At 73.8% G+C, this 22,730-nt stretch carries 13 protein-coding genes; 7 read left to right on the forward strand and 6 right to left on the reverse strand.

The genetic code is table 11. From position 1 onward, the window contains the following. The 7 genes from ACL02R_RS21550 to fxsT all read left to right on the forward strand — a co-directional run bounded on the left by ACL02R_RS21550 (position 1) and on the right by fxsT (position 13,325). On the forward strand, positions 1–2,256 hold the full coding sequence (locus ACL02R_RS21550; protein WP_412798601.1) for a trypsin-like peptidase domain-containing protein: 2,256 nt from the start codon (positions 1–3) through the stop codon (positions 2,254–2,256). Between the two features lie 331 nt (positions 2,257–2,587). After that, a complete protein-coding gene (locus ACL02R_RS21555; RefSeq protein WP_362961889.1) occupies positions 2,588–3,589 on the forward strand; it encodes an AAA family ATPase in 1,002 nt (333 codons plus the stop codon). A gap of 6 nt (positions 3,590–3,595) precedes the next feature. Further along, complete coding sequence (locus ACL02R_RS21560; RefSeq protein WP_412798602.1) at positions 3,596–7,009, forward strand: SAV_2336 N-terminal domain-related protein; 3,414 nt, start codon at positions 3,596–3,598, stop codon at positions 7,007–7,009. 164 nt (positions 7,010–7,173) lie between these two features. Beyond that, complete coding sequence (fxsA, locus tag ACL02R_RS21565; RefSeq protein WP_412798603.1) at positions 7,174–7,395, forward strand: FxSxx-COOH cyclophane-containing RiPP peptide; 222 nt, start codon at positions 7,174–7,176, stop codon at positions 7,393–7,395. Positions 7,396–7,590: 195 nt separating this feature from the next. Beyond that, a complete protein-coding gene (locus tag ACL02R_RS21570; protein WP_412798604.1) occupies positions 7,591–8,799 on the forward strand; it encodes an FxsB family cyclophane-forming radical SAM/SPASM peptide maturase in 1,209 nt (402 codons plus the stop codon). Beyond that, a complete protein-coding gene (locus tag ACL02R_RS21575; protein WP_412798605.1) occupies positions 8,796–10,175 on the forward strand; it encodes an aKG-HExxH-type peptide beta-hydroxylase in 1,380 nt (459 codons plus the stop codon). Before ACL02R_RS21570 ends, ACL02R_RS21575 begins: the two co-directional genes overlap by 4 nt. A gap of 171 nt (positions 10,176–10,346) precedes the next feature. Further along, entirely contained in the window at positions 10,347–13,325 is a 2,979-nt protein-coding gene (gene fxsT / locus ACL02R_RS21580; RefSeq protein ID WP_412798606.1) for an FxSxx-COOH system tetratricopeptide repeat protein, read from the forward strand. Between the two features lie 120 nt (positions 13,326–13,445). On the opposite strand, the gene ACL02R_RS21585 is transcribed toward fxsT, so the two are convergent. The 6 genes from ACL02R_RS21585 to ACL02R_RS21610 all read right to left on the reverse strand — a co-directional run bounded on the left by ACL02R_RS21585 (position 13,446) and on the right by ACL02R_RS21610 (position 22,576). Then, positions 13,446–17,204, reverse strand: a complete 3,759-nt coding sequence (locus tag ACL02R_RS21585; protein WP_412798607.1) for a multifunctional oxoglutarate decarboxylase/oxoglutarate dehydrogenase thiamine pyrophosphate-binding subunit/dihydrolipoyllysine-residue succinyltransferase subunit — start codon at positions 17,202–17,204, stop codon at positions 13,446–13,448. Positions 17,205–17,524: 320 nt separating this feature from the next. Beyond that, positions 17,525–18,562 carry an ATP-binding protein gene (locus ACL02R_RS21590; protein WP_412798628.1) on the reverse strand — a complete coding sequence of 346 codons (1,038 nt, stop codon included), beginning with the start codon at positions 18,560–18,562 and terminating at the stop codon, positions 17,525–17,527. A 61-nt stretch (positions 18,563–18,623) separates the two neighbouring features. Further along, on the reverse strand, positions 18,624–19,466 hold the full coding sequence (locus ACL02R_RS21595) for a response regulator transcription factor (RefSeq protein WP_412798608.1): 843 nt from the start codon (positions 19,464–19,466) through the stop codon (positions 18,624–18,626). 159 nt (positions 19,467–19,625) lie between these two features. Next, positions 19,626–20,375, reverse strand: a complete 750-nt coding sequence (locus ACL02R_RS21600; protein ID WP_412798609.1) for a spermidine synthase — start codon at positions 20,373–20,375, stop codon at positions 19,626–19,628. A gap of 268 nt (positions 20,376–20,643) precedes the next feature. Then, the gene (locus ACL02R_RS21605) at positions 20,644–21,495 is read right to left on the reverse strand and encodes a lysozyme (protein WP_412798610.1); all 852 of its coding nucleotides are present in this window, start codon (positions 21,493–21,495) and stop codon (positions 20,644–20,646) included. A 283-nt stretch (positions 21,496–21,778) separates the two neighbouring features. Next, positions 21,779–22,576 (reverse strand): hypothetical protein, encoded by a 798-nt coding sequence (locus tag ACL02R_RS21610; protein ID WP_412798611.1) that lies wholly within the window; start codon positions 22,574–22,576, stop codon positions 21,779–21,781. Positions 22,577–22,730: the final 154 nt, after the last annotated feature.

A 22,730-nucleotide genomic window follows, 5' to 3' on the forward strand; every position in this document is an offset into this window, starting at 1 on the left:
GTGACGACGACGGACCCCTTCGAGTACCTGGCGCCGCTCGCCGAGGCCGCCACCGTACGCATCCAGGCCATTCCCGGCGGGTATGCCGCAGGCACGCGGGAGGGGCTCCCGTGGGGCAGTGGCTTCTTCATCGCCCCGGGCTGGGTGCTCACCTGCGCCCACGTGGCCCTCTACGAGGGCGGTGCCGAGGGAGGAGTACGCGAGGTGGGCCTGACGTTCGGCGACCTGGAGGAGCCGGTGCGCGGCCGGGTCGAGTGGGCCCAGCCCCACGGCCCGGGGCCCGACGGCTCCTGGGACGCGCCGGACCTGGCCCTCGTCCGCCTGCTCGACCCGGTCGAGCACGAGTGCGTCTGGCTCACCGAGCGGACCGCCCGCGTCTTCACCAGCAAGGAGGTCGCGTTCTTCGGCTGCGCCGACGCCACGGCCACCGGCCGCGTCGAACCGGTCAGCGGGCGCTGCACGATCCGCGGCGAGATGGGCGGCGGCGGCCTGATGAAGCTGGGCGCCGAGGACGAGTTCCACCACGGCCTGTCCGGCGGCCCGGTCGTGGACCTCGAACGGGGCGAGGTCATCGGCGTGCTCAAGGCGCGCCGCCCGCGCCGGGACGGCGGCCTCGCCACGTCCGTCATCCGCCTGCGCGGTGTGCCGCTGCCGGACGGGCCGGTGACCGCCGAGCGCGACGACCTCTACCAGCGCGTCCTCCACGCCCACGACCGCCACCACGCCGGACGGCACCGCGACGCGGGCGCCCCCGGCTTCACGTGGACCGACGCGCAGAGCCGCCTCCCCGCCACGGGGGAGCGCGCCCTGAGCCCCGGCAGCCGCGCCGAACTGCTCGGGCTGCTCGCCGAACTCCCGCCCCCGGTGTCCACGGCGGCCCTCGACCGGATCGTCACCGCCATGCTGCACCCCGAGGCACACGACATGCCGCACGACCGGCGGTACAAGAAGCCGCTCCCCGCCCCCAGGGGCTGGCGCGACGGCCTCGGGATGCTCTACGACCCGGGCCAGGGGCTGAACGAGCTCCAGGCCGTCCTGCGCTACGCGGTCCACGCCGCGACCGCCGACCGCCCGTACCCGGCCGTCCCCGGTGCAGAGGACGCCCTCGCCGACTGGGCCCACGCCACGGCGTCCGGCTCACCCGAGCTGTCCCGCTGGTTCCGCGCCACCCTGCGTTCGGAGCAGGCCGCGCGACTGCGCGCCCGCGCGGCACGCGGCGAGCCCGGCGTCCTGCCCACGCCCCGCACACCGCACTACATCGTCCACGGCAACCACAACTTCGTGTCAGGCGACGCTGTGTCAGGCGTGCTGTCCGACACGGTGCCCGACCCCGTGCCCGACGCCTTGGCCGACCGGGTCCCCGGCACGTTCCTCCCCGGCCGCGATCCCCTCCTCACGGCCGATGCCGCCGCCGTTCCCACCCCTCCCCGTCAGCGCTCGGTGGTGTCCGCCGCGTACGTGCTGCTGGAGATCACGCCCAACCCCTGGGAGTTCGGCAGCTACGACTGGCGCGTCTGCGCCGCGCGGACCAACGGCGAGCTGATCCCCGTGGACGAGGAGTGCGGCGCCGCCGGGCCCGGCGAGCCGTCGGAACGGCTGCGCGCCGCGCTCACCGAGGCGTTCCGCAGGGGCGACGAGCCGGACCGCCCCGTGCGGCTCCAGGCCGCGCTGCCCTACTCCCTGCTCGGCTTCCCCGTGGACGGCTGGCGGCTGGTCCCCGGCGGGCCCACGCTGGGCGAGCAGCGCCCGGTCGTCGTCCGCAGCACCGACCTGGTGCCGGAGGCCGAGGACTCCGACGAGTCCGCCGAACTGCGCCGCTTCCGCTGGGACAGGCTGCACGCCGGGCCGCTGGACGCGGACATCCTGGACTGCGCCGACGGCCGGCCGCGCCCGCTGAGCACCCCCGCCGGGCTGTCGGGGCTCGACGTCGGCACGCTGCCCGTCCTGTGCCGCACGCCCGTGACCGGCGGCGAGCCGGGTGCCCTGCATCGAGTGATGGCCGGCGGGTACAACGTCATTCTGTGGCGCCGCGACATCCCCGAGCGGGACGAGGACTGCGCCGGATTCCACGGCGGCGTGGTCCGCACGGTCTCCGGCGCCGGGCACGCGGCGGCCCTGCCCGGCGCGCTGCGGACCCTACGCGCCGCCTCCGCGGCGGACGCGCCGGACACCGACTGGTCGCGCGGCCTCGCCCTGCTCTACGCGGACCCCGACCAGCCCCTCCCCGGGGCGGGCGACCCCCTGGAGACGCCATGACCACGGCCCGGCCCGGCGCTAGGGCGCGTCTTCCGGATCTTCCCGGGGCCGCGCTGCCGGCATGGGGGCACCCCCAGGCCCCCTTGGGCCTGGGGGAACCTCGCTGCGTTGTCGCATCGCGCGAGTACGACCGAGTACGAGCTGCGATGCTCCGCCTTGCGAGGCACCGCATCCGACAACGCGGCCTGACCCGACAAGACCCGGAAGACGCGCCCTAGGCCGGGCGCTGCGACGAGGCAACGACGACGAGGAGCACGCTGTGGCAGTTTCTGACCCGGACCGCGACCCAGGCCCGGCGGGCGGCACCGGTCTCCCGGCAGGCCGGGAGTGGCTGATCTACCGGGGCGCGGGCGAACCGCACGACGGCATCCGCTCGCTGCCCAAGCCGCCGCCGTGGCGCGACTTCGACGGCCGCCCGCTCGTCGCACCCGGGCCGGGCACGGACAGCGCCTCCACCCGCCGCCTCGGCGCGTACCGCCACCTGGCCGAGATGCACCGCCCCAGTGCGGAGGAGCTGGAGATCATCAACGCGGCGCTCTACCTGCGCCGCCCCCTGCTGGTCACCGGCAGCCCGGGGACGGGCAAGAGCACGCTCGCCCACGCCGTCGCGTACGAGCTGGGCCTCGGCCGGGTGCTGCACTGGCCGGTCGTCAGCCGGACCACCCTGGACGACGGCCTCTACCGGTACGACGCGCTCGCCCGCCTCCAGGACACCCAGATCGCCGCCGGGAGCCGGGCCGCGGGGGCGCCGCAGCCCGTCGTGCCGGGCGGGATCGGCAGCTACGTGCGGCTCGGCCCGCTCGGCACCGCGCTGCTGCCCACCGCCAAGCCGCGCGTCCTGCTGATCGACGAGCTGGACAAGAGCGACATCGACCTGCCCAACGACCTGCTGAACGTCCTGGAGGAGGGCGAGTTCGGCATCCCGGAACTGGAGCGCATCGCCGAGCGCGAGCCCGAGGTGGAGGTGCTGACGGACGACGGGGCGAAGGTCACCGTGCGGGACGGACGCATCCGCTGCCACGCGTTCCCCTTCGTCGTGCTGACGAGCAACGGCGAGCGCGACTTCCCGGCCCCGCTGCTGCGCCGCTGCATCCACCTGGAGATCTCCCGGCCCGACCACGAACGGCTGGCCACTGTCGTCCGCGCCCACCTGGGTGACGAACTGGCGCGGGTGGGCGAGGACCTGATCACCCGTTTCCTGGAGCGCTCGCGTACGGAGCAGCTCGCCACGGACCAGCTCCTCAACGCCATATACCTCACCCACCACGCCGAACTCCCCACGCGTGACCGCCTCGCGGACATGCTCATCCAGCGCCTGGACCGGCCGAGGTAGGCCGCCATGTCGGACGCACCGGACGTGACAGGAACCCCCGGCTCCCCGGACCCGCCGGGGCCGGGGACGGGGGGCGGCGCGCCCTTCGCCGCCCTCATCGGTGTGCTGCGCGACGCCCGCCTCGACCCGGACTGGGTCGAGGTGGCCGACGCGCTCTGGCTCGCCCAGTACTGGGAACCCAGCGCCCCCGCCGCGGACGGACAGGACCCCGGGCCCACCGGCCCCGCGGACCAGCCGGGCACAGCGCAGGACAACCCGCCCACGCTGCCAGGACCCCGCCCCTCCGCGAACGGGCACCGCCCCCTCCAGCGCGGCACGCACCACACCCAGGACGCCCAGCACGCGCGCAACACCCGGGAACCCCAGGACACGGCTGCGTCGGACGACCAGTCCTTCTCCCTGTACGCCGCACCCTCCGGCGCCGAGATGCACGAGAGCGTCGCGCCCCCCGCCCGCGGCGTCCCCCTCGGCATCCCCGCCGCCCGCACCCTGCCCACACCCCTGGGCCTCGAACGCGCCCTGCGCCCCCTCCAGCGCTACCGGCCCCCCGGCCGCCCGCCACGCCGCTCCGCCGCCCCCGACCTGGACGAACGAAAGACCGTGGAACGCACCGCCCGCGCCGGAGGACTCCTGATCCCCGCCTTCCGCGAGGAGACCAGGGGCCACACCGAGCTGCAACTGCTCATGGACGCGGCACCCGCCATGCGGATCTGGCAGAACATGCTCGGCGAGCTGGCCGAGGTGTTCAGCCGCCTCGGCGCGTTCCGCGACATCCAGGTGCACTACCTGCACCAGTCGCCCGACGGCGCGCCCGCCATAAGCCGCCGCTTCGACCCGGCCGACGCCGTCCTCCGCCCGGCCCGCCAGCTCCAGGACCCGACCGGGCGGCGGCTCACCGTTGTCGTGAGCGACTGCACGGGGCCGCTGTGGCGCAGCGGCGCCGCGCACCGCCTGCTGCACGGTCTCGCCCGCCACGCGCCCGTCGCCGCCGTCCAGCCCCTCCCACAGCGCATGTGGGCCCGTACACGCCTGCCCGCCTCCGCGGGGCTGCTCCAGCGCGAGGAGGGCCAGACGTCCGCCGCACGCGTCCGCTTCACGGCCGACGACACCGGCTATCCCCTGTACGTGCCGCCCGGCGCCGTCCCCATCCCGGTGCTCCCGCCCGCCCCGGCCGCGCTCGGTGCGTGGGCCGGGCTGCTCTCCGGCCCGAACGCGGGCTCGACCCGCGCCGCCGTGGGCTGGGTGCGCGCCGACCAGCCGCCCGCTCCCGCCCGCCGCGCCACCGGGCTGCCGCGTACCGCCGCCGCCATGGTCGCCCGCTTCCGCGCGTCGGCGTCCCCCGGCGCGTGGCAGCTCGCCGTATACCTGGCCGCCGCGCCGCTGTTCCTGCCCGTGATGCAGCTCGTGCAGCGCACCATGCTGCCCGACTCGGGCCCCGCCGAGCTGTCCGAGGTCCTGCTCGGCGGCCTGGTGCGCCGCCGCCCCGGCAGCGGCGACGGCCGGTGGTACGCGTTCGCCGACGGTGTGCACGACGAACTGCTCGCCGACCTCGGCCACGACGAGGCGCTCCTGGTCCTCAAACACTCCTCCGCGTGGGTCGAGCAGCGCCTCGGCAGGACGGGCCCCAACTTCCCCGCCCTCGCACTGGCGCAGCTCAGCGGCGGCGACCGCGTCGTCACCGGCCTGCCCACGCCCCCGGCGCGGCGGCTGTCCGGCGCGACGACCGACCACCAGCTGGCCCAGCCGTTCGCCGAGGTGGCCGCCCGTGTCCTGCGCCGCTTCCTGCCCGAGCCGCCGCTGCGCGCGCCCGCGCCCGGCACCCCGGGCCCGCCGCCGCTGGCCGCCGTGCGTGCGGCACGCGCCCTCGCCGACCGGTTCACGGCCGACGGCAAGGTCCAGCACCAGCTCGACGCCGTACGCGTCCTGCGCCAGGCCACCGAGGCCCAGCGCGCGGCCGGCGCGGGCGCCGACCCCCAGCTGTGGAGCGAACTGGCCGAGCAGCTCCTGCGCCTGTGGCGCGTGCAGCGCGACGGCGAGCTGCTCGCCGAGGCCAGGACCGCCGCCGCGACCGCCGCCGCGTTCCCCGGCTCGGTCCGCGCCCGTACGGCCCTCGCCCGCGTGCTGCACGCCACGGCGGGGGAGCGGCGCGCCGCGGGCGACACGGCGACCGCGCTGGAACTGTGGCAGCGCGCCGACCGCGAGTTCGCCGCCGTCTGCGCCACCCCCGGGCTCGAACGGGACGCGGCGCTCGCCGTCACCCTGGAGCGGGTCCAGGTGCTGGAGGAGCAGTGGCGGCTCGGCGGCGACACCGCGCTGCTCCAGGAGAGCGTCGGCACGGTCGAGGCCGTCGCCGACGCCTGGCCGCGCGGCGAGCGGCTGCCGAGCGGCCTGCCGCTGGCCCACGGCCGCGCCCTGCTGCGCCTGGCCGGGGCGGCACGCGCCACCGAGCGGTCGCAGGTGTACGCGGCGCAGGCGGCCGAGTCGCTGCGGCGCGGCACATGGGCGCTGGAGGCGGAGCACGCCCCGGCGGGCGAGCGGGTCGCCGCCCTGCTCGACCTCGTCGACGCGCTGCTGCTCACCGCGGGGGACTGGCCGGACGCCGCCGACCCGATCGCCCAGGCGCAGCGCCTCAGCGACGACCCGGCGCTCGGCGCGGCGTGCCTGATCCGCGCCGCGCGGCTGGCCGTGCGCCGCTTCGAGGACGGCGGCCCGCCGCGCGACCTGGAGACCGCGGCCGACCGGTTCGCCGAGGCGAGCCGCGCCGTCTCGCGCGACCGCGCCGACTACAGCGACCTCATCGAGGAGTGGGGCGACGCCCTGCTGCGGCGGGCGGATCTGCCGGACGGCGACCGGTTCATCTCCCGCGCCGTCCGCGTGCTGCGCGACTGCCGCATGGAGACGCCCGGCAGCCACCCGCGGCTGTCGCACCGGCTGCTGACGCTGGGCCGCGCCCTGATGGTGCGGTACCGCGCGACCGAGGACCTGGTGGACCTGCGCGAGGCGGAGCACCTGTTCAGCCGCGCCGTGCAGCACGCGCGGACGGCGCACGACCGGGCCCGCGCCTGGTTCGAGCTGGGCGAGACGCACCGGCGCGCCTACCGGCACACGCGCAGGCCCGAGCGGCTCGACCACGCGGCGGACGCGTACCGCAGGGCGGCGTCCGAGTCGCTGGCCGACAGCGGCGAGCCCTCGGGTGGACCCGCCGCGGGCACGCCCCCCGAGGGCGCCGCGCGCGAGGCCGTGCGGCTCGCCGCGCTGGCGCTGCACCAGCGGGGCATCGTGTCGGAGACGGCGCGCCGCCCGCTGGCCGCCGCCGACGCGTACGGCGAGGCCCTCATCCAGTGGCGCAGGCTGCCGGACGGGGCGGCGGAGGGGGAGACGACCAGGGCGCGGCTCGCCGCGCTGCGGAGCGGCCGCTAGGGCGACCCTCTCGGAAAAACGGGCCCTGGCGCCCCTCCGCGTACGCGGGCGCGCCGTCGTGGCGCCACCGCGTGCCCGCCGTGCTCCGGCCGGCGCGCCCGCCCGTGGTTTCCCCCGTGCGCGGCGCGGGCATTCTCCGCTGCGTCACAGCCCAGGAGGACACCATGACGACCCGCCCCCAGGACACGGTGAACGGGACCGCCGCCGGTGACGGCGAGCCGCTGCCGGACCTGCTCGCGCTGAGCCTGACCGAGCTGCGCAGGCTGGACCATCCCGTGCTGAGCGAGGTGCTGCACGACCTGCGGGAGCGGGTGCTCAGGGAGCGAGAGGGGCTGTGGGGGTTCAACCAGTTCAGTTCGTTCAACCAGTCGATGCTGAACGCCTGAGCGGCGGCCCATCCGCCCCGGGCGCCTCCTCCGCACCGGCACCCGCCATCACCCGAACGTTTCCGGACCATTGCGTGCGCCATACGGACAGGAGTTGACCACCGCCGTTTACACGAGGTCCGCATCGGACAACTCTCCGACGGAACGCACCGCGCGCGGGACGCGCGGGTCCAGGGACAGGGGGATCAGCAGAGCGTGCGCGGAAGGGCCGAGGCGACCCGGCACGCGCCCGGCCGCCCGCCGGGGGCGGTGCCGTTCCAGCAGTTCATCGTGAAGGTCAACAGCCGCTGCAACCTCGCGTGCCGCTACTGCTACATGTACTTCGCCGCCGACAGCGGCTGGCGGCGCCAGCCCGTCACCGCGCGCCCCGCCACCCTCGCCCGCACCGCCGAGCGGATAGCCGAGCACGCCGCCGCCCACGGGCTGCCCGCGCTGTCCGTGGTGCTGCACGGCGGGGAGCCCCTGCTCACCCACCCCGACATTCTGGGCGCCTTCGTCCGCGACGTCCGCGACCGCGTCCCCGCCGGGTGCACGGTCCTCGCCACCGTGCAGACGAACGGCGTGCTGCTCACCGAGGAGAAGCTGACCGCCCTCACCCGCCACGGCATCAGCGTCGGCCTCAGCCTCGACGGCGGCCTCGCCGCCCACAACGCCCAGCGCGTCGACCACGCGGGGCGCCCCGCCTGGTCCGGCATCGAACGGGCCGCGCGCCTCCTCGCCCAGGACCGCCACCGCGCCTCGTACGCCGGGGCGCTGTGCGTCGTGGACCCGGCGTCGGACCCCGCCGAGGTCTACCGCTCCCTCCTCGGCCTGGACCCGCCCGCCGTGGACTTCCTCCTGCCGCACGGCAACTGGACCCACCCGCCGCCGGGACTGCCCGCGCCCGCCGCCTCGCCCACGCCCTACGGCGACTGGCTGTGCACCGTGTTCGACCTGTGGTGGAACGCCGACCGCCGCCGCACCCGCGTCCGCTTCTTCGAGGAGTGCATCGCCCTCCTGCTCGGCCTGCCCGCCGCCACCGAGAGCATGGGACTCCAGCCGTTCACCGCCGTCGTGGTCGAGACGGACGGCGGCATCGAGCAGGTGGACTCCCTCAAGAGCGCCTACGAGGGCGCCGCCGCCACCGGGCTCGACATCTTCGGCTCCCCGTTCGACGCCGCACTCGCCCACCCCGGCGTCGCCACCCGGCAGGCGGGCCTCGCCGCACTCGCCGACGCCTGCCTGCGCTGCCCCCTGCTCGACGTCTGCGGCGGTGGGCACTACGCGCACCGCTACCGTGCGGCGGACGGCCAGGACGCGCCCGACCGCACCCCGGACGCGTTCCGCAACCCGTCCGTCTACTGCGCCGATCTCCAGCGCGTCATCGGCCACATCGCCACCCAACTCCACCGGGCCGCCGCATGAAGACCCCACCGACCACCCTGACCGACCACGACATCGCCGCTCTCGGCGCCACGGAAGGCAGCGACTCCACACTCGCCCTCCTCACCGCCGGACAGCACACGCGCCGCCTGCTCCTGCTGCGCGTCCTGCTCGACGCCATTGACACCGCCGACGCCACCCCGGGCCCCGCCGCCGCCCTTGCCCGTCACCACGCGGACCTCCTGGAGAACGCCGAACGCGCCGCCCCCGACGCCGCCCGCCGCGTCCTCTTCTACTCCCTCACCGGCCCCTGGGCCGAACGCTGCGTCAAATGGCTCCAGCCAGGCGCCGCCACCGCCCCGGGCGACGGCGAGAGCGCCGCGCGCGACATCGCCCACCTCGGCTCGCTGGCCGCGTCCGCCGCCGCCCACGCGGACCTCTCGTTCACCACCGGCCTCACCGTCCACGACGGCCGCGTCACCCTCCCCACCCTCGGCGCCCTGCGCTGCCCCGCCCCCGACGGCACAGCCGTCACCCTCACCGCGGGAACGGGCCACCTCCTGCTGCACGCACCCGGCGGACCCACCGCCGAAATCATCCGCGACCCCACCGGCGCCTGGTACTCCGACGACCCCCGCTGGCTCGTCCCGCACACCCTGCACGGCGGCCCCCGCCCCGTCCTCCTGGACGACCTCGACCCCGGCCGCCTCGCCAACCGCAGCGGACCGCTCGCCCCCGCCGAACGCGCCCACTGGGCCGCCCTGTGGCACGACGCGCTGCCCCTCCTCGGCCACGGTGGCGACGCCCGAGCCGCCGAACTGGCCCTCCTCGACTGCATCGTCCCGCTGTCGGGACCGCCCACCGGCGTCGGCGTCAACGTCGGCTCGTCCCACTCCAGCGGCACCAGCCCCAGCGCGTTCGGCGCCGTCCTCGCCAGCACGCCCCCGACCGCCGCCGACCTCGCGGCGGGCCTCGCCCACGAACTCCAGCACGCCAAACTCTGCGCGCTCACCGACCTCGTACGCCTGCACACGGCCGGCGACGCCCCCGACTACTGGGCCCCCTGGCGCCCCGACCCCCGCCCGTTCAACGGCTTCCTCCACGGCGTCTACGCCCACCTCGCGCTCGCAGGCTTCTGGCAGCGCCTCGCCCTGGCCCTGGACGACCCGGCGGCGCGCGACCACGCCTGGGCGGCGCACGCCCGCTGCCACGCGCAGGTGGACGCCGTCCTGCCCGTCCTGCGCGGCAGCCGCCGCCTCACCGACGCGGGCCGCGTCTTCGTCGACGCCATCGCCGCACGGCACGAGGAGCTGCGCGATCCCGCGCCCCCGCACGGCCACCGCATCCGCGCCACGGCGTACGTCGAGACGGCCCGCACCCTCTGGCTCAGGCAGCATCCCCGACGAACGGTTACCTGACGTACCCGAGGTGTATGTTCCAGTGAAAGGGACCTGACGGCCCGTCGCACAACCGGCGCGGCATCCGCCGCGCCACACGTCCCGGGGGAGACAGCAGTGCCGCTGAACGGAGCAGTGCCGCCGGCCGGAGCGCGCGGCGAGGACGGTCCCGCGACCGCGAAGGAGAGCCAAGTGCGCAGCCCTGACCAGCGGATCACCATCAGCTACGCGGGGTTCAACCGGCCCTGGGCGGCCTGGATGCGGGACCGCCTGGAGCGCCACGGCTACGAGGTCGCCTTCCAGCGCTGGGACCCGCCGGTGGACGTCCCGCTCGCCGACGCGCTGCGCGACCTGCTCTTCCTTGAGGGCCGCATCCTCGTCGTCCTCTCCGACTGGTACTTCAAGCTGGGACCGCGCTCCGACGAGGAGTGGAACGACGCCCTGCGCGCCGTCGTCGCCCCCGACGCGCACCGCTTCGCCGCCGTCTCCGTCTCCGCGCAGACCTCCCAGACCATGCCCATCGCCGCCACGGCCTTCGGCGGCGTCGTCGAACTGTGGGGCACGGGCGCCCGCGAGGCCGAACGCCGCCTCATCCGCATGCTGGGCCCCGCCCCCGCCGACGCGTCCCCCACCCTCAGCGGACGCCGCGGCCCCCGCTTCCCGTACGAGCAGCCGCACATCTGGGGCGGCGTGCCCCGGCGCAACGTCCGGTTCACCGGCCGCGAGCGCACCATGCAGACGATCTACAACGCCCTCCAGCGCGCCGAGCCGGGCGCGGGCGTCATCACGCTGTGGGGCATCTCCGGCGTCGGCAAGACCCAGATCGCCGCCGAGTACGTCCACCGCTTCGGCACCGAGTACGACCTCGTCTGGTGGGTCCCCGCCGACCAGCGCGGCACCCTGCGCCAGCGCCTCGCCGAACTCGCCCCCGCCCTCGGCCTCACCACCGGACCCGAGTACGGCGAACGGCTCCGCGCCGTCGGCAACGCGCTGCGCCGCGGCGAGCCACACGGCCGCTGGCTCCTCGTCCTCGACGGCGCCGACGACCCGGGCCCCATCGCCGACCTGGTGCCCGGCGGCCCGGGACACGTCATCATCACCTCGCAGGACAGGCAGTGGGAGGACCACAACACGCTCCTCCACGCCGTCAGCAGCTACGAGCGCGAGGAGTCCGTCGCGTTCATCCGCCGCCGCGCGCCCCGCATCTCCCCGGCCGAGGCCGACCTGCTCGCCGACGCGCTCGGCGACCTGCCGCTCGCCCTCGACCAGACCGCGGGCTGGCTCAGCGACGCCGCCATGTCGGTGGCCGACTACGTCGAGCTGCTCAACAGCGGCTCGGAGGTCGAGCTGGGCCTGCGCGTCGCCGCCGACTTCCCCATGACGTACTACACGGCCTTCTCGATACTGCTGAACAGGCTGCGCGAGACCGTCCCCGAGGCCGTGGACCTGCTGCGCCTGTGCGCCTTCTTCGCGCCGGGCGCCATCCCCGCCCAGCTGGTGCGCGGCATCCCGGTGAACGACCTGCCCGAGCGGCTCACCGGCCTCATGGACGATCCCCTGCGCTGGAACTCCGCGATCACCAAGCTCGTCCAGTACTCCGTCATCCGCTGGGAGGTCCCCGAGCAGCAGACCGATCCGGAGGCGGGGACCATCCACCTGCACCGCATGGTCCAGCAGACGGTGCGCGCCGGGATGTCCAAGTCGGACCAGGAGCTGTTCTCGCGCGGCGTGCGCCGCGCGCTGACGGCGGCCGACCCGCAGCGCGCCGCCGACACCCGCCGCTGGTCGCGCTTCGCGAAGATCGTGCCGCACCTCGACGCGTCGGGCGCCCTGCGCAGCACGCACCCGAGCATGCACCAGCTGATCTTCAACTGCCTCACGTACCTCTACCTGGCGGGCGAGTACAGCATCGGCATCCAGCTCGCCGAGCGGACCGAGCAGGCGTGGAAGGACATCTTCGGCGCCGACCACCCCCTCATCTGGGAGCTCAACTCCGAGTACGCGACCCTGCTGCGCGCCACCGGCGCGTACGCGCGCACCGAGCGCCTCGACCGCGCCGTCATCGACCACCTCGGCCGCCACCACGGCCCGGACAGCCTGTCGGTCCTGCGCGCGCAGGAGGGCCTGAGCGCCGACCTGCGCGGCCTCGCGCGCTACGACGAGTCGCTCGACGTCAGCCGCGAGGTCCTCGACGGCTACCGCGCCCTCGTCGGCGACAACGACCCGCGCACCCTCAACGCGCGCAACAACGTGGCCGTCTCCCTCCGCCTCCTCGGCCGCTACCAGGAGGCGAGCAGGGCCGACGGCGTCAACCTCCAGGCCAGGCGCGAACTCCTCGGCTTCCGCCACAACTGGTCCCTCAGCTCCGAGATCATGTACGCGTACGACCTGCGGCTCCTCGGCCGCTACGGCGAGGCGCTCTCCATCCAGGAGCAGAGCGTCGCCGTCCACCGCGACGTCATGGGTGCCGACAACCCGCAGACGCTGATCGCCGAGCTGAACCTCGCGCTGTGCGTCCTGCGCGGCGGCGACCGCAGCACGGCGCACGCGCGCCTCGGCAGCCTGCTGGAGCGCGCCGAGCGCGTGATGGGCGACCTGTCGCCGCTGACGCAGCAGATCGCGACGTGCTACGCGTTCGTCCAGCGCGTCCACGGCAACCTCGACCAGGCACGCGCCATCGGCGAGCGCGTCGTGGAGCACTACCTGAGCACCCTCGGCCCCGAGCACCCCTACACGATCGGCACGACCGTCAACCACGCGCTGGTCCTGCGGGCGGCGGGGGAGCGGCAGCAGTCGCTGCTGATCAACGAGGAGTGCCTCGCCGACATGACGGCCGCCCTGGGCGCCGACCACCCGTGGACCCTGGGCGTCGCGCTCAACGCCTCGGCGGGCCGCAACCTGGAGGGCGACGTGGAGGGCGCCGCCGACCTGAGCCGCGACACGGCGCGCCGCGCCGCCGCCGTCCTCGGCCGGACGCACCCGCTGTACCTCTCCGCGCAGACCGCCCTCGCCACCGACCTGCGGGGCCTGCGGCAGCGGGACGAGGCGGACAAGGTCGAGGAGGAGGCGCTGTCGGGGCTGATCTCGACCCTCGGCTCGCAGCACGCCCACACGGTCAGCGCCCGTTCGCGCGTCCGTCCCTACTGGGACTTCGAGCCCCTGCTGACCTGACCTGACCCGACCCGACCCGACCTGACCCGACACGGCCGGAGGGCCGGGCCCGCGCCGTCCGGTGACGAACGGCGGCGGGCCCGGCCCTCCGGCCTGTGCTGTGTGGGGTGTGGCCCGGGGTCAGATGTCGAACACCTCGTCGAGCAGCGCCTGCTGCTCGGCCTGGTGCCGCTTCGCGGACCCGACCGCGGGGGACGACGACGCGGGACGCGAGATGCGGCGCACCCGCGCGGCGGCCTCCACCTGCTCGGGCAGGTTCAGCGCGATGAACGGCCAGCCGCCCTGGTTCGCCGGCTCCTCCTGGGTCCACACGACCGACTCGACGTTCGCGTACCGCGCCAGCTCGGCCCGCACCTCGTCCGCCGGCAGCGGGTACAGCCGCTCCAGGCGGACCAGCGCCACGTCCCGGCGGCCCAGCTTCTCGCGCTCCGCCGCCAGTTCGTAGTAGACCTTGCCGGAGCACAGCACCACGCGCCGCACGCCCGCCGGGTCCACCGTGCTGTCCCCGATGACCGGCCGGAAGCCACCGGTGGTGAACTCCTCCACCTTCGAGGTGGCGGCCTTCAGGCGCAGCATCCACTTCGGCGTGAAGACGACCAGCGGCTTGTGGTGCGGGTTGTGCACCTGCCAGCGCAGCAGGTGGAAGTAGTTCGACGGCACCGTGGGCAGCGCGACCGTCATGTTCTTCTGGGCGCACAGCTGGAGGAACCGCTCGATGCGCGCCGACGAGTGGTCGGGCCCCTGGCCCTCGTAGCCGTGCGGCAGCAGCAGCGTGACGCCGGACGTCTGGCCCCACTTCTGCTCGGCCGAGGAGATGAACTCGTCGATGACGGTCGCCGCGCCGTTCGCGAAGTCGCCGAACTGCGCCTCCCACATGACCAGTGCCTGCGGCCTGGCCAGCGAGTAGCCGTACTCGAAGCCCATCGCCGCGTACTCGCTGAGCAGCGAGTCGTAGACGTTGAACCGGGCCTGGTCCTCCGTCAGGTAGAGCAGCGGGGTGTAGTCCTCGCCGGTCTTGCGGTCGATCAGCACGGAGTGCCGCTGGCCGAACGTGCCGCGCCGCGAGTCCTGGCCCGCCAGGCGCACCGGCGTGCCCTCCATCAGCAGCGAGCCGACGGCGAGCAGTTCGCCCATGGCCCAGTCGATCGTGCCGTCCTCGACCATCGCCGCGCGCCGCTGGAGCTGCGGCAGCAGCCGCGGGTGCACGGTGATGTGGTCGGGGATGTTGACCTGGGACTCGGCGATCCGCTTGACGACCTCCTCGTTCACCGCCGTCTCGATGGCGACGGGGAACTCGGGGCGCGGCGTGCTCACCTCGGCCGGGGCCGGGGTGACGGTGGCCTCGCGGACCTCCTTGAAGACCTTCTCCAGCTGGTTCTGGAAGTCCTGGAGCGCCTGCTCCGCCTCTTCCAGGGTGATGTCGCCGCGGCCGATCAGCGACTCGGTGTACAGCTTGCGCACCGAGCGCTTCTTGTCGATCAGGTCGTACATCAGCGGCTGGGTGAACGAGGGGTTGTCCGTCTCGTTGTGCCCGCGGCGCCGGTAGCAGACCAGGTCGATGACGACGTCCTTGTTGAACGCCTGCCGGTACTCGAAGGCCAGCCGCGCGACACGGCAGACGGCCTCCGGGTCGTCGCCGTTCACGTGGAAGATCGGCGCCTCGATCATGCGCGCGACGTCCGTGCAGTACGTGGACGAACGGGCGGCGGCCGGGCTCGCGGTGTAGCCGACCTGGTTGTTGATGACGACGTGGATCGTGCCGCCGGTGCGGTAGCCGCGCAGCTGCGACATGTTCAGCGTCTCGGCGACCACGCCCTGCCCGGCGAACGCGGCGTCGCCGTGGATCAGGGCGGGCAGGACGGTGAAGTCCGCGCCGCCGCGCCCGATGATGTCCTGCTTCGCGCGGGCGACACCCTCGACGACCGGGTCCACGGCCTCCAGGTGCGACGGGTTGGCCGTCAGCGACACCGTGATCGTCTCGCCGGACAGGCCGGTGAACGTCCCCTCGGTGCCCAGGTGGTACTTCACGTCGCCGGAGCCGTGCATCGACTTCGGGTCGAGGTTGCCCTCGAACTCGCGGAAGATCTGCGCGTACGACTTGCCGACCACGTTGGCCAGCACGTTGAGCCGCCCGCGGTGCGCCATGCCGATGACGACCTCGTCCAGCTTGTCGCCCGCGGCCTCGTCCAGCACCGAGTCGAGCAGCGGGATGACGGTCTCGCCGCCTTCGAGCGAGAAGCGCTTCTGGCCCACGTACTTGGTCTGGAGGAACGTCTCGAACGCCTCGGACGCGTTCAGGCGGCGCAGGATGCGCAGCTGCTCGTCGCGGTCCGGCGTCGTGTGCGGACGCTCGACGCGCTCCTGGATCCAGGTGCGTTCCTTCGGGTCCTGGATGTGCATGTACTCGATGCCGGTGGTGCGGCAGTACGAGTCGCGCAGCACGCCGAGGATGTCGCGCAGCTTGAGCATCGACTTGCCCGCGAAGCCGCCGACCGCGAACTCGCGCTCCAGGTCCCACAGCGTGAGCCCGTGCTCGTTGATGTCCAGGTCGGGGTGGCGGCGCTGGCGGTACTCCAGCGGGTCCGTGTCGGCCATCAGGTGACCGCGCACGCGGTAGGCGTGGATCAGGTCGAAGACGCGGGCGGCCTTGGTGACCTCGTCGTCGTGGTTGACGTCGATGTCCGTGTGCCAGCGGATCGGCTCGTACGGGATGCGCAGCGCCTCGAAGATGCTGTCGTAGAACCCGTGTTGGCCCAGCAGCAGCTGGCTGATCAGGCGCAGGAACTCGCCCGACGCCGCGCCCTGGATGACGCGGTGGTCGTATGTGCTGGTCAGCGTCATGACCTTGGAGATGCCCAGGCGGTTCAGGGTCTCCTGCGAGGTGCCCTGGAACTCGGCCGGGTACTCCATGGCGCCGACGCCGAGGATGACGCCCTGACCGGGCATCAGGCGCGGCACGGAGTGGACGGTGCCGATGCCGCCGGGGTTGGTCAGCGAGGCGGTGACGCCGGAGAAGTCCTCCATCGTCAGCTTGCCGTTGCGGGCGCGCCGGACGATGTCCTCGTACGCCTGCCAGAACTCGAAGAACGAGAGCGTCTCGGCCTTCTTGATCCCGGCCACGACGAGCTGGCGGTCGCCGTTCTTGTTCACCAGGTCGATGGCGAGGCCCAGGTTGACGTGGTCGGGCTTGACCAGCGTGGGCTTGCCGTCCTTCTCGGTGAAGGAGTGGTTGATCGCGGGCATCGCCTTCAGCGCCTGCACCATGGCGTAGCCGATGAGGTGCGTGAAGGACACCTTGCCGCCACGGGCGCGCTTCAGGTGGTTGTTGATGACGATGCGGTTGTCGAACAGCAGCTTCACCGGCACCGCGCGGACCGAGGTGGCGGTCGGCAGGTCGCGGGAGGCGTTCATGTTCTTCGCGACGGCCGCGGCGGGACCGCGGAGGGTGACGAACTCGGGGCCCTCCTGCGCGGGGGCCTCCTCCTCCGCCTTCTTCCGGCCGGCCGCGGGCTGCGGCGCCGGGGGCCGCTGGCCCACGGGCTTGGCCGGGGCCGCCTTCGCGGGTGCGGCGGGTGCCGCGGGCGCGGGAGCGGCCTGGGCGGCGGGCTTCGCGGGCGCCGGAGCGGCCGGAGCCGCGGCGGGCGCGGCCTGGGCCTGCGCCTGGGGCGCCGGGGCCTGGTCCGACGCGCTGCCGTCACCCCCCGGCTTGTAGTCGGCGAAGAAGTCCCACCAGGCTCGATCGACGGAATTCGGGTCCTGGAGGTACTGCTGATAGATCTCGTCGACTAGCCACTCGTTGGCACCGAAGCCCGACGCGGGGTGTGATCCCCCGGATCGTTCGGTGTCGGTGCTGGAGGTGTTCGGAGACTGTGGCGACACGGCGGCAACCGCCCTCTTCCGCTTCGCAAGGTGATGGACAGCGGAAATCAAGGCTACGCCCCAAGAGCCCCCCGGCGCAGTCCTGGCCGCCCAGACGTGGCCTACACCACATCGTGTGCGGGGTTTCGCGGTGCGAACGAACGGGGATGTCGCCAGGTTCGGCGGAAAACGGCAATGACTGACCGCGACCACCGGTGCGGCCGTCCCGCCGTCGGCTCTCGCCTGGCCAGGGGCCGCCCGCCGCGTACGAGCGGCGGGAACGGCCGGGAAGCTGCCGGACGCCGGATCGTCCCGGCGTGGGGTCCGCCCCCGACCTTACGTCAATTGTTTGCCTTCGCGTTACCTGGAAGGGTGAGCCGTATCCGGCATCCCCGGCGCGATTCGGCCACCCCGATCGTCCCGCCGTGCAGATCCACCGCCCAGCGGGCGATCGCGAGCCCGAGGCCGGTCCCGCCGTCACGCGGAGTGACGCCGTCGATCGTGCCGCGGCCGAAGCGTTCGAAGACCAGCTCCCGCTGCTCCGGCGGTATCCCGGGGCCCTCGTCCTGCACCTCGATCACCAGCCCGCCGTACGTCCCGCCGGGCCTGGCGCGCACCGTCACCTGCCCGTTGCGCGGGCTGTGCTTCACCGCGTTGTCCACCAGGTTGGTGACCACCTGGTCGAGGCGCTCCGGGTCGGCGTGCGCCCGCAGGCTGCCCGGCACGACGTCGAGGCGCAGTTTCACGTCCGTCCTGGCGTGCCCGCGCTTGAGGGCGACGGTGGCGTCGTTCAGCACCGCGGCGAGGTAGGGCTCCACCTGGAAGCCGCGCGGCTGGAGCGGCACCACGCCGTCCTCAAGGCGGGAGAGGTCGAGCAGCTGCGCCACGAGGCGGCCGAGCCGTTCCGTCTGGCGCAGCGCCGTCGCCATGGTGTCCGGGTCGGCGTCCGAGACGCCGTCCACCACGTTCTCCAGCACGGCCCGCAGCCCCGCGATGGGGGTACGCAGCTCGTGGGAGACGTTCGCGATCAGCTCGCGGCGCTGCCGGTCGGCCGCCTGGAGGTCGGCGGCCATGCGGTTGAACGCGTGCCCGAGGTCGCCCAGCTCGTCCCGCCGCGCGACGTGCACGCGGCGGTCGTAGTCCCCGCGCGCCATGGCGCGCGCGGCGGACGTCATCTCCAGCACCGGCGTGGCCAGGCTGTGCGCGACGAACTGGGTCACCAGCAGGGACGCGATGATCGCGATCATCGCGATCACCTGCAACTCGATGTCCGAGCGGTACGCCATGAGGATCAGCAGCGTGGTGATCCCCACGGAGATGATCACGAGCCAGCCGAGCGCCGCTTTCACCGAGCGCATCGGGTCGAACGGGCGGAGCATCCGCCACAGCAGGTGCCGCCCCCGCCGCCAGACGGGATGCCGGGCGAGGTCGGCCACGCGGTCAGACCTCGCCCGCACCCGCTGCGGGACCGCTCTCGCCGGCGAACCCGGGCGGGGTCTCCAGCGCGTACCCGACGCCGTGCACCGTGCGGATGCGCTCGGCGCCGATCTTCCGGCGCAGCGCCTTCACATGGCTGTCCACGGTCCTGGTGCCGGAGGCGTCCGCCCAGTCCCAGACCTCGGCCAGCAGCTGCTCGCGGGTGAGGACGGCGCGGGGCGAGCGTGCCAGGCACATCAGCAGGTCGAACTCGGTGGGCGTGAGGTGGATGTCCTTGCCGGCCGCGCGGACGCGCCGCTGGGTGCGGTCGATCTCCAGGTCGCCGAGGCGCACGCTGCCCGGCCTCGGCGTGGTCGCGGCGACGGCGGCGCGTTCGATCCTGCGCAGGAGCACATGGGCGCGGGCGACGAGTTCTCGCATGGAGAACGGCTTCGTCATGTAGTCGTCGGCGCCGACGCCGAGGCCGACGAGCATGTCCGTCTCGTCGTCCCGCGCGGTCAGCATGAGGACGGGCACCGGGCGCTGGGCCTGCACGCGGCGGCAGACCTCCAGGCCGTCGAAGCCGGGGAGCATGACGTCCAGGACGAGGAGGTCCGGGTGCCAGGCGGCGGCGGTCTCGACGGCGGCGGGGCCGTCGGCCGCCGTTTGCACGAGGAAGCCCTCGGCGCGCAGGCGGGCGGCGATGGCCTCGACGATGGTGGGGTCGTCCTCCACGACGAGGACGCGCCGCTGCGCGCCGGGGGTGGTCGCCGTCGTGGTGTGGTGGGCGCCGCGCTCGGGGGTGGCGTGCCCGCTGTCGGTGTGGCCGTTCTGTGGGGGTGCCTGCTCGTGATGGTTCCGGTCCATCGCTGACGTCCTGGTGTCTGTCTGTGTCATGGTGTCCCGCCCCCGGGGCATCATCCCGGTGCCAGTCGGCTGCGTCCTGGCTGCTGTCGCTGCTGTCGGATCGGTGAATGTGCTGATGAACACTTGGGAAGCAGCGTAGAGCGGAACGCGGACGCCCGGCTACGTGATCGGACTGGCGACATGATGGCTGGCGAGAAACAGCACGTCGGGTGCGCCCCGGACGACCGGGACCGCGAGGGTCGTCACCGACGTGAACCCGGCGTTCGCCAGCAAGTGGGGGAAATCGGCCGAGTCCTGGGCGGACCAGACGGCCAGTACCCCGCCGGGGCGGAGCGCGGCGCGGCAGACGGCGAGGCCTTCGGGGGCGTAGAGGCCCTCGTTGTCCTCGGTCACCGTCCAGTCGGGGCCGTTGTCGATGTCGAGGCACAACGCGTCGTAGCGCCGCGGGTGTCGGCGCAGGTGGGCCAGCAGGTCGGTGGCGAGCAGCCGGGTCCTGGGGTCGGCGAGTGCGTCGCGGGTGAGGTCGCCGAGGGGGCCGGCGCGGTGCCAGTCGATGACGGCGGGCTCGCGTTCGGCCACGTCGATACGGCCCCAGCGGGGTTCGGCGGCGGCCTCGGCGAGGGAGAAGCCGACGCCGAGGCCGCCGATCAGGAGGGCGGGCCGCGCGGTCGCGGCGGCGTCCACGGCATTCAGGGCGTCCAGGGCGTCCAGGGCCGCGCGCACCAGGAGGCGTTCCGAGCGGCCGTCCGAGGTGTCCATCAGGAAGCAGCCGTTGGCGATGATCTGGAGCAGGTCCCCGTGGCGCCGCAGCACCACCTCGCCGTACGGGCCGTCCCTGCGGTCGAGGACCACGGGGCGGTCGCCGGGGTCGGGGCCTGGGGTGGCGGGGGACAGCGGAGCGGGGGCCATGCGGTCATCTTCCCGCATGGCCCCCGCCCGTACGGCGCGGCTCTCACCGCTCGTTTCCGGTCAGCCTGGGATCGGTGGGTGTGGGGCGGACGGTCCGGGGCACCCGGCCTGTGCGGACGGAGGGGCCCGGCTGGTGGAGCGGCGGGCCTGCCCGGAGCGTGTGAGTGAGGGATCGGGAGACAGGGATCGGGATCGGTGCGGGACGGGCTCCGGCCGGCGCGGAAGGGCGCCGGCCGGAGCCGCGGTGCGCCGGGCGTCCCGCGGGGGGTCAGGTGTTGTTGGCCAGCGCCCGCAGGCGGTCCATGGCGCCGTTGAAGACGTTGTGGTCGCCCACCGTCGGGCCGGTGGAGGTGTACTGCCAGAAGGTGTAGAAGCCCCAGCCGGCCGGGAGGGTGCCCGCCGAGGACGCGTAGCGCGCGACCCACAGCGGGTGGTTGCTGGCGAAGCCGCTGTAGTTGCCGGTGCAGGTCTGCCACCAGTTGGTGGTGGTGTAGATCACCGCGTAGCGGCCGGTGCGTGACCGGTAGGTGTTCATGAAGTCGCGTATCCAGTTGACCATTCCGGCCTGGCTCAGGCCGTAGCAGGTCGCGCCGTACGGGTTGTACTCGATGTCGAGCACGCCGGGCAGCGTCTTGCCGTCGGCGGACCAGCCGCCGCCGTTGGTGGCGAAGTAGTTGGCCTGGGCGGCGCCGCTCGACGAGTTGGGCAGGGCGAAGTGGTAGGCGCCGCGGATCATGCCGACGTTGTAGGACCCGTTGTACTGCTGGGTGAAGTACGGGTTCTTGTACGTCGTGCCCTCCGTCGCCTTCACATAGGCGAAGCGGTTGCCCGCGTTCCAGAGCGTGGACCAGGCGACGTTGCCCTGGTGGCTGGACACGTCCACGCCTTCGACGGTGGCGAGGGGTGAGACGGCGGGCTTGCTGTACACCCGGCTGCCGCCCTCGTGTTCGAGGACGGTCGACCCCATCCAGGCCGAGCCGATCTGCGGGGTGTCGTCGGCGCCGGCGACACCGGGGGCGGCGAACAGGAGCGCGAGGAGTGCGCTGACCATCCCGAGGACGAGTGGGACGGTGCGCCGGCGTGCACCGGCGCGTGTGCTGGCCTTACCGGTTCCGTTCATGGGCATGTACTGCCTTTCGGAGACCTCGCTGTGGGGGGACGAGACCGGCTCGTCGGCATCGCACCTGGTGTGACCATGCCAAAAGTGAAAGTAATGCGTGGAGATGATGGCGCGAAAGAGGGTCATGGAAGCGCCGTTGGTCCATACCGCTGGCGTCGGTGATCGGTTATGCGTGAACGCCTTGGTTGCTGACAACTTTCAGTCGTGAAAGTGTCGGATCGCTGACGGAAAGCCTGCTGCGGATCGCGGCGCGTATCCCGGAACGCCGGATCGCGTATCCGCGCTACAACTCCACCAGGATCACCGAGGCGTCGTCGTGCGCCTTTACCCGCGGGAAGCCCTGCCCCAGCGGATCGGCCGTCTCCGCCGCCCTGACCCGTTCGACGGCGGCGCACGGACCGGCCGTCACGAGTTCCCCGAAGAGGTCCGACCAGTCGCCGAACGCGAAGGTTTCCACCCAGCGCCCGAGCCCGTCGCTCAGCGCCGCGAGACGGCGCACCTCCCCGCGCGGCACGGAACCGGTGAGCGCCAGGCGCGCCACCGACGGGTCGGCCGCCGCCGTGAAGAAGCCGCCCTCCGCGTTCCGCAGCCCCTCGACGAACGCCGCGCGCCGCTCCGGCGGCAACCGCCGCGCGGCGGGCCGCAGATCGTCCAGACGGGTGTCCAACACGGCCCGCACGGCGCCGTCCTGATCTTCCACCAGCAGCGCCGAGTCGGACAGTACGAGGTACTCCACCCGCACCCCGTCCCAGCGGGCGCAGACCGCCGTGGCCTGCGGCGTTCTCGGGTGAGAAAGGTCACACGTCGTCCGGTGCCGGTCCGCCGTCGCCGCGATCGCGGCGGCGAGGCAGTCGGCCAGCGCCATGTCCCGGCGGGTACCGGCCAGTTCGAGCAGCGTGCCGCCGAGCGCCGCGGAGAACCACGCGACCGGATGCGCGCAGCCGTACGGTCCCGGCGGAGCCGTCACGCCGTCGAGGAGGACGAGGGCGCCGCCCGTCCCGGCGGCGGGGGCGACGGTGCCGGCGAAGTCCTCGTTGGCACGTCCGGGGGTGCCCGGTTCGGTGACCGACTGGATGCGCATGCCGACAAGTCTGCCGTAGGCTGGCATTTGTCAGCGATTAAGGGGATATGCGGCGTGGGAAACCGCGGGTCCCGACCGGTGGATACTGCGGTGTCCGACGCCGCGGACGGAATGCACGCGGCGACAGCCACCAGGTAGAGGGCGAGCCCATGGG

It is taken from the genome of Streptomyces sp. MS19 (genome assembly GCF_047200595.1).
GTDB lineage: Bacteria > Actinomycetota > Actinomycetes > Streptomycetales > Streptomycetaceae > Streptomyces.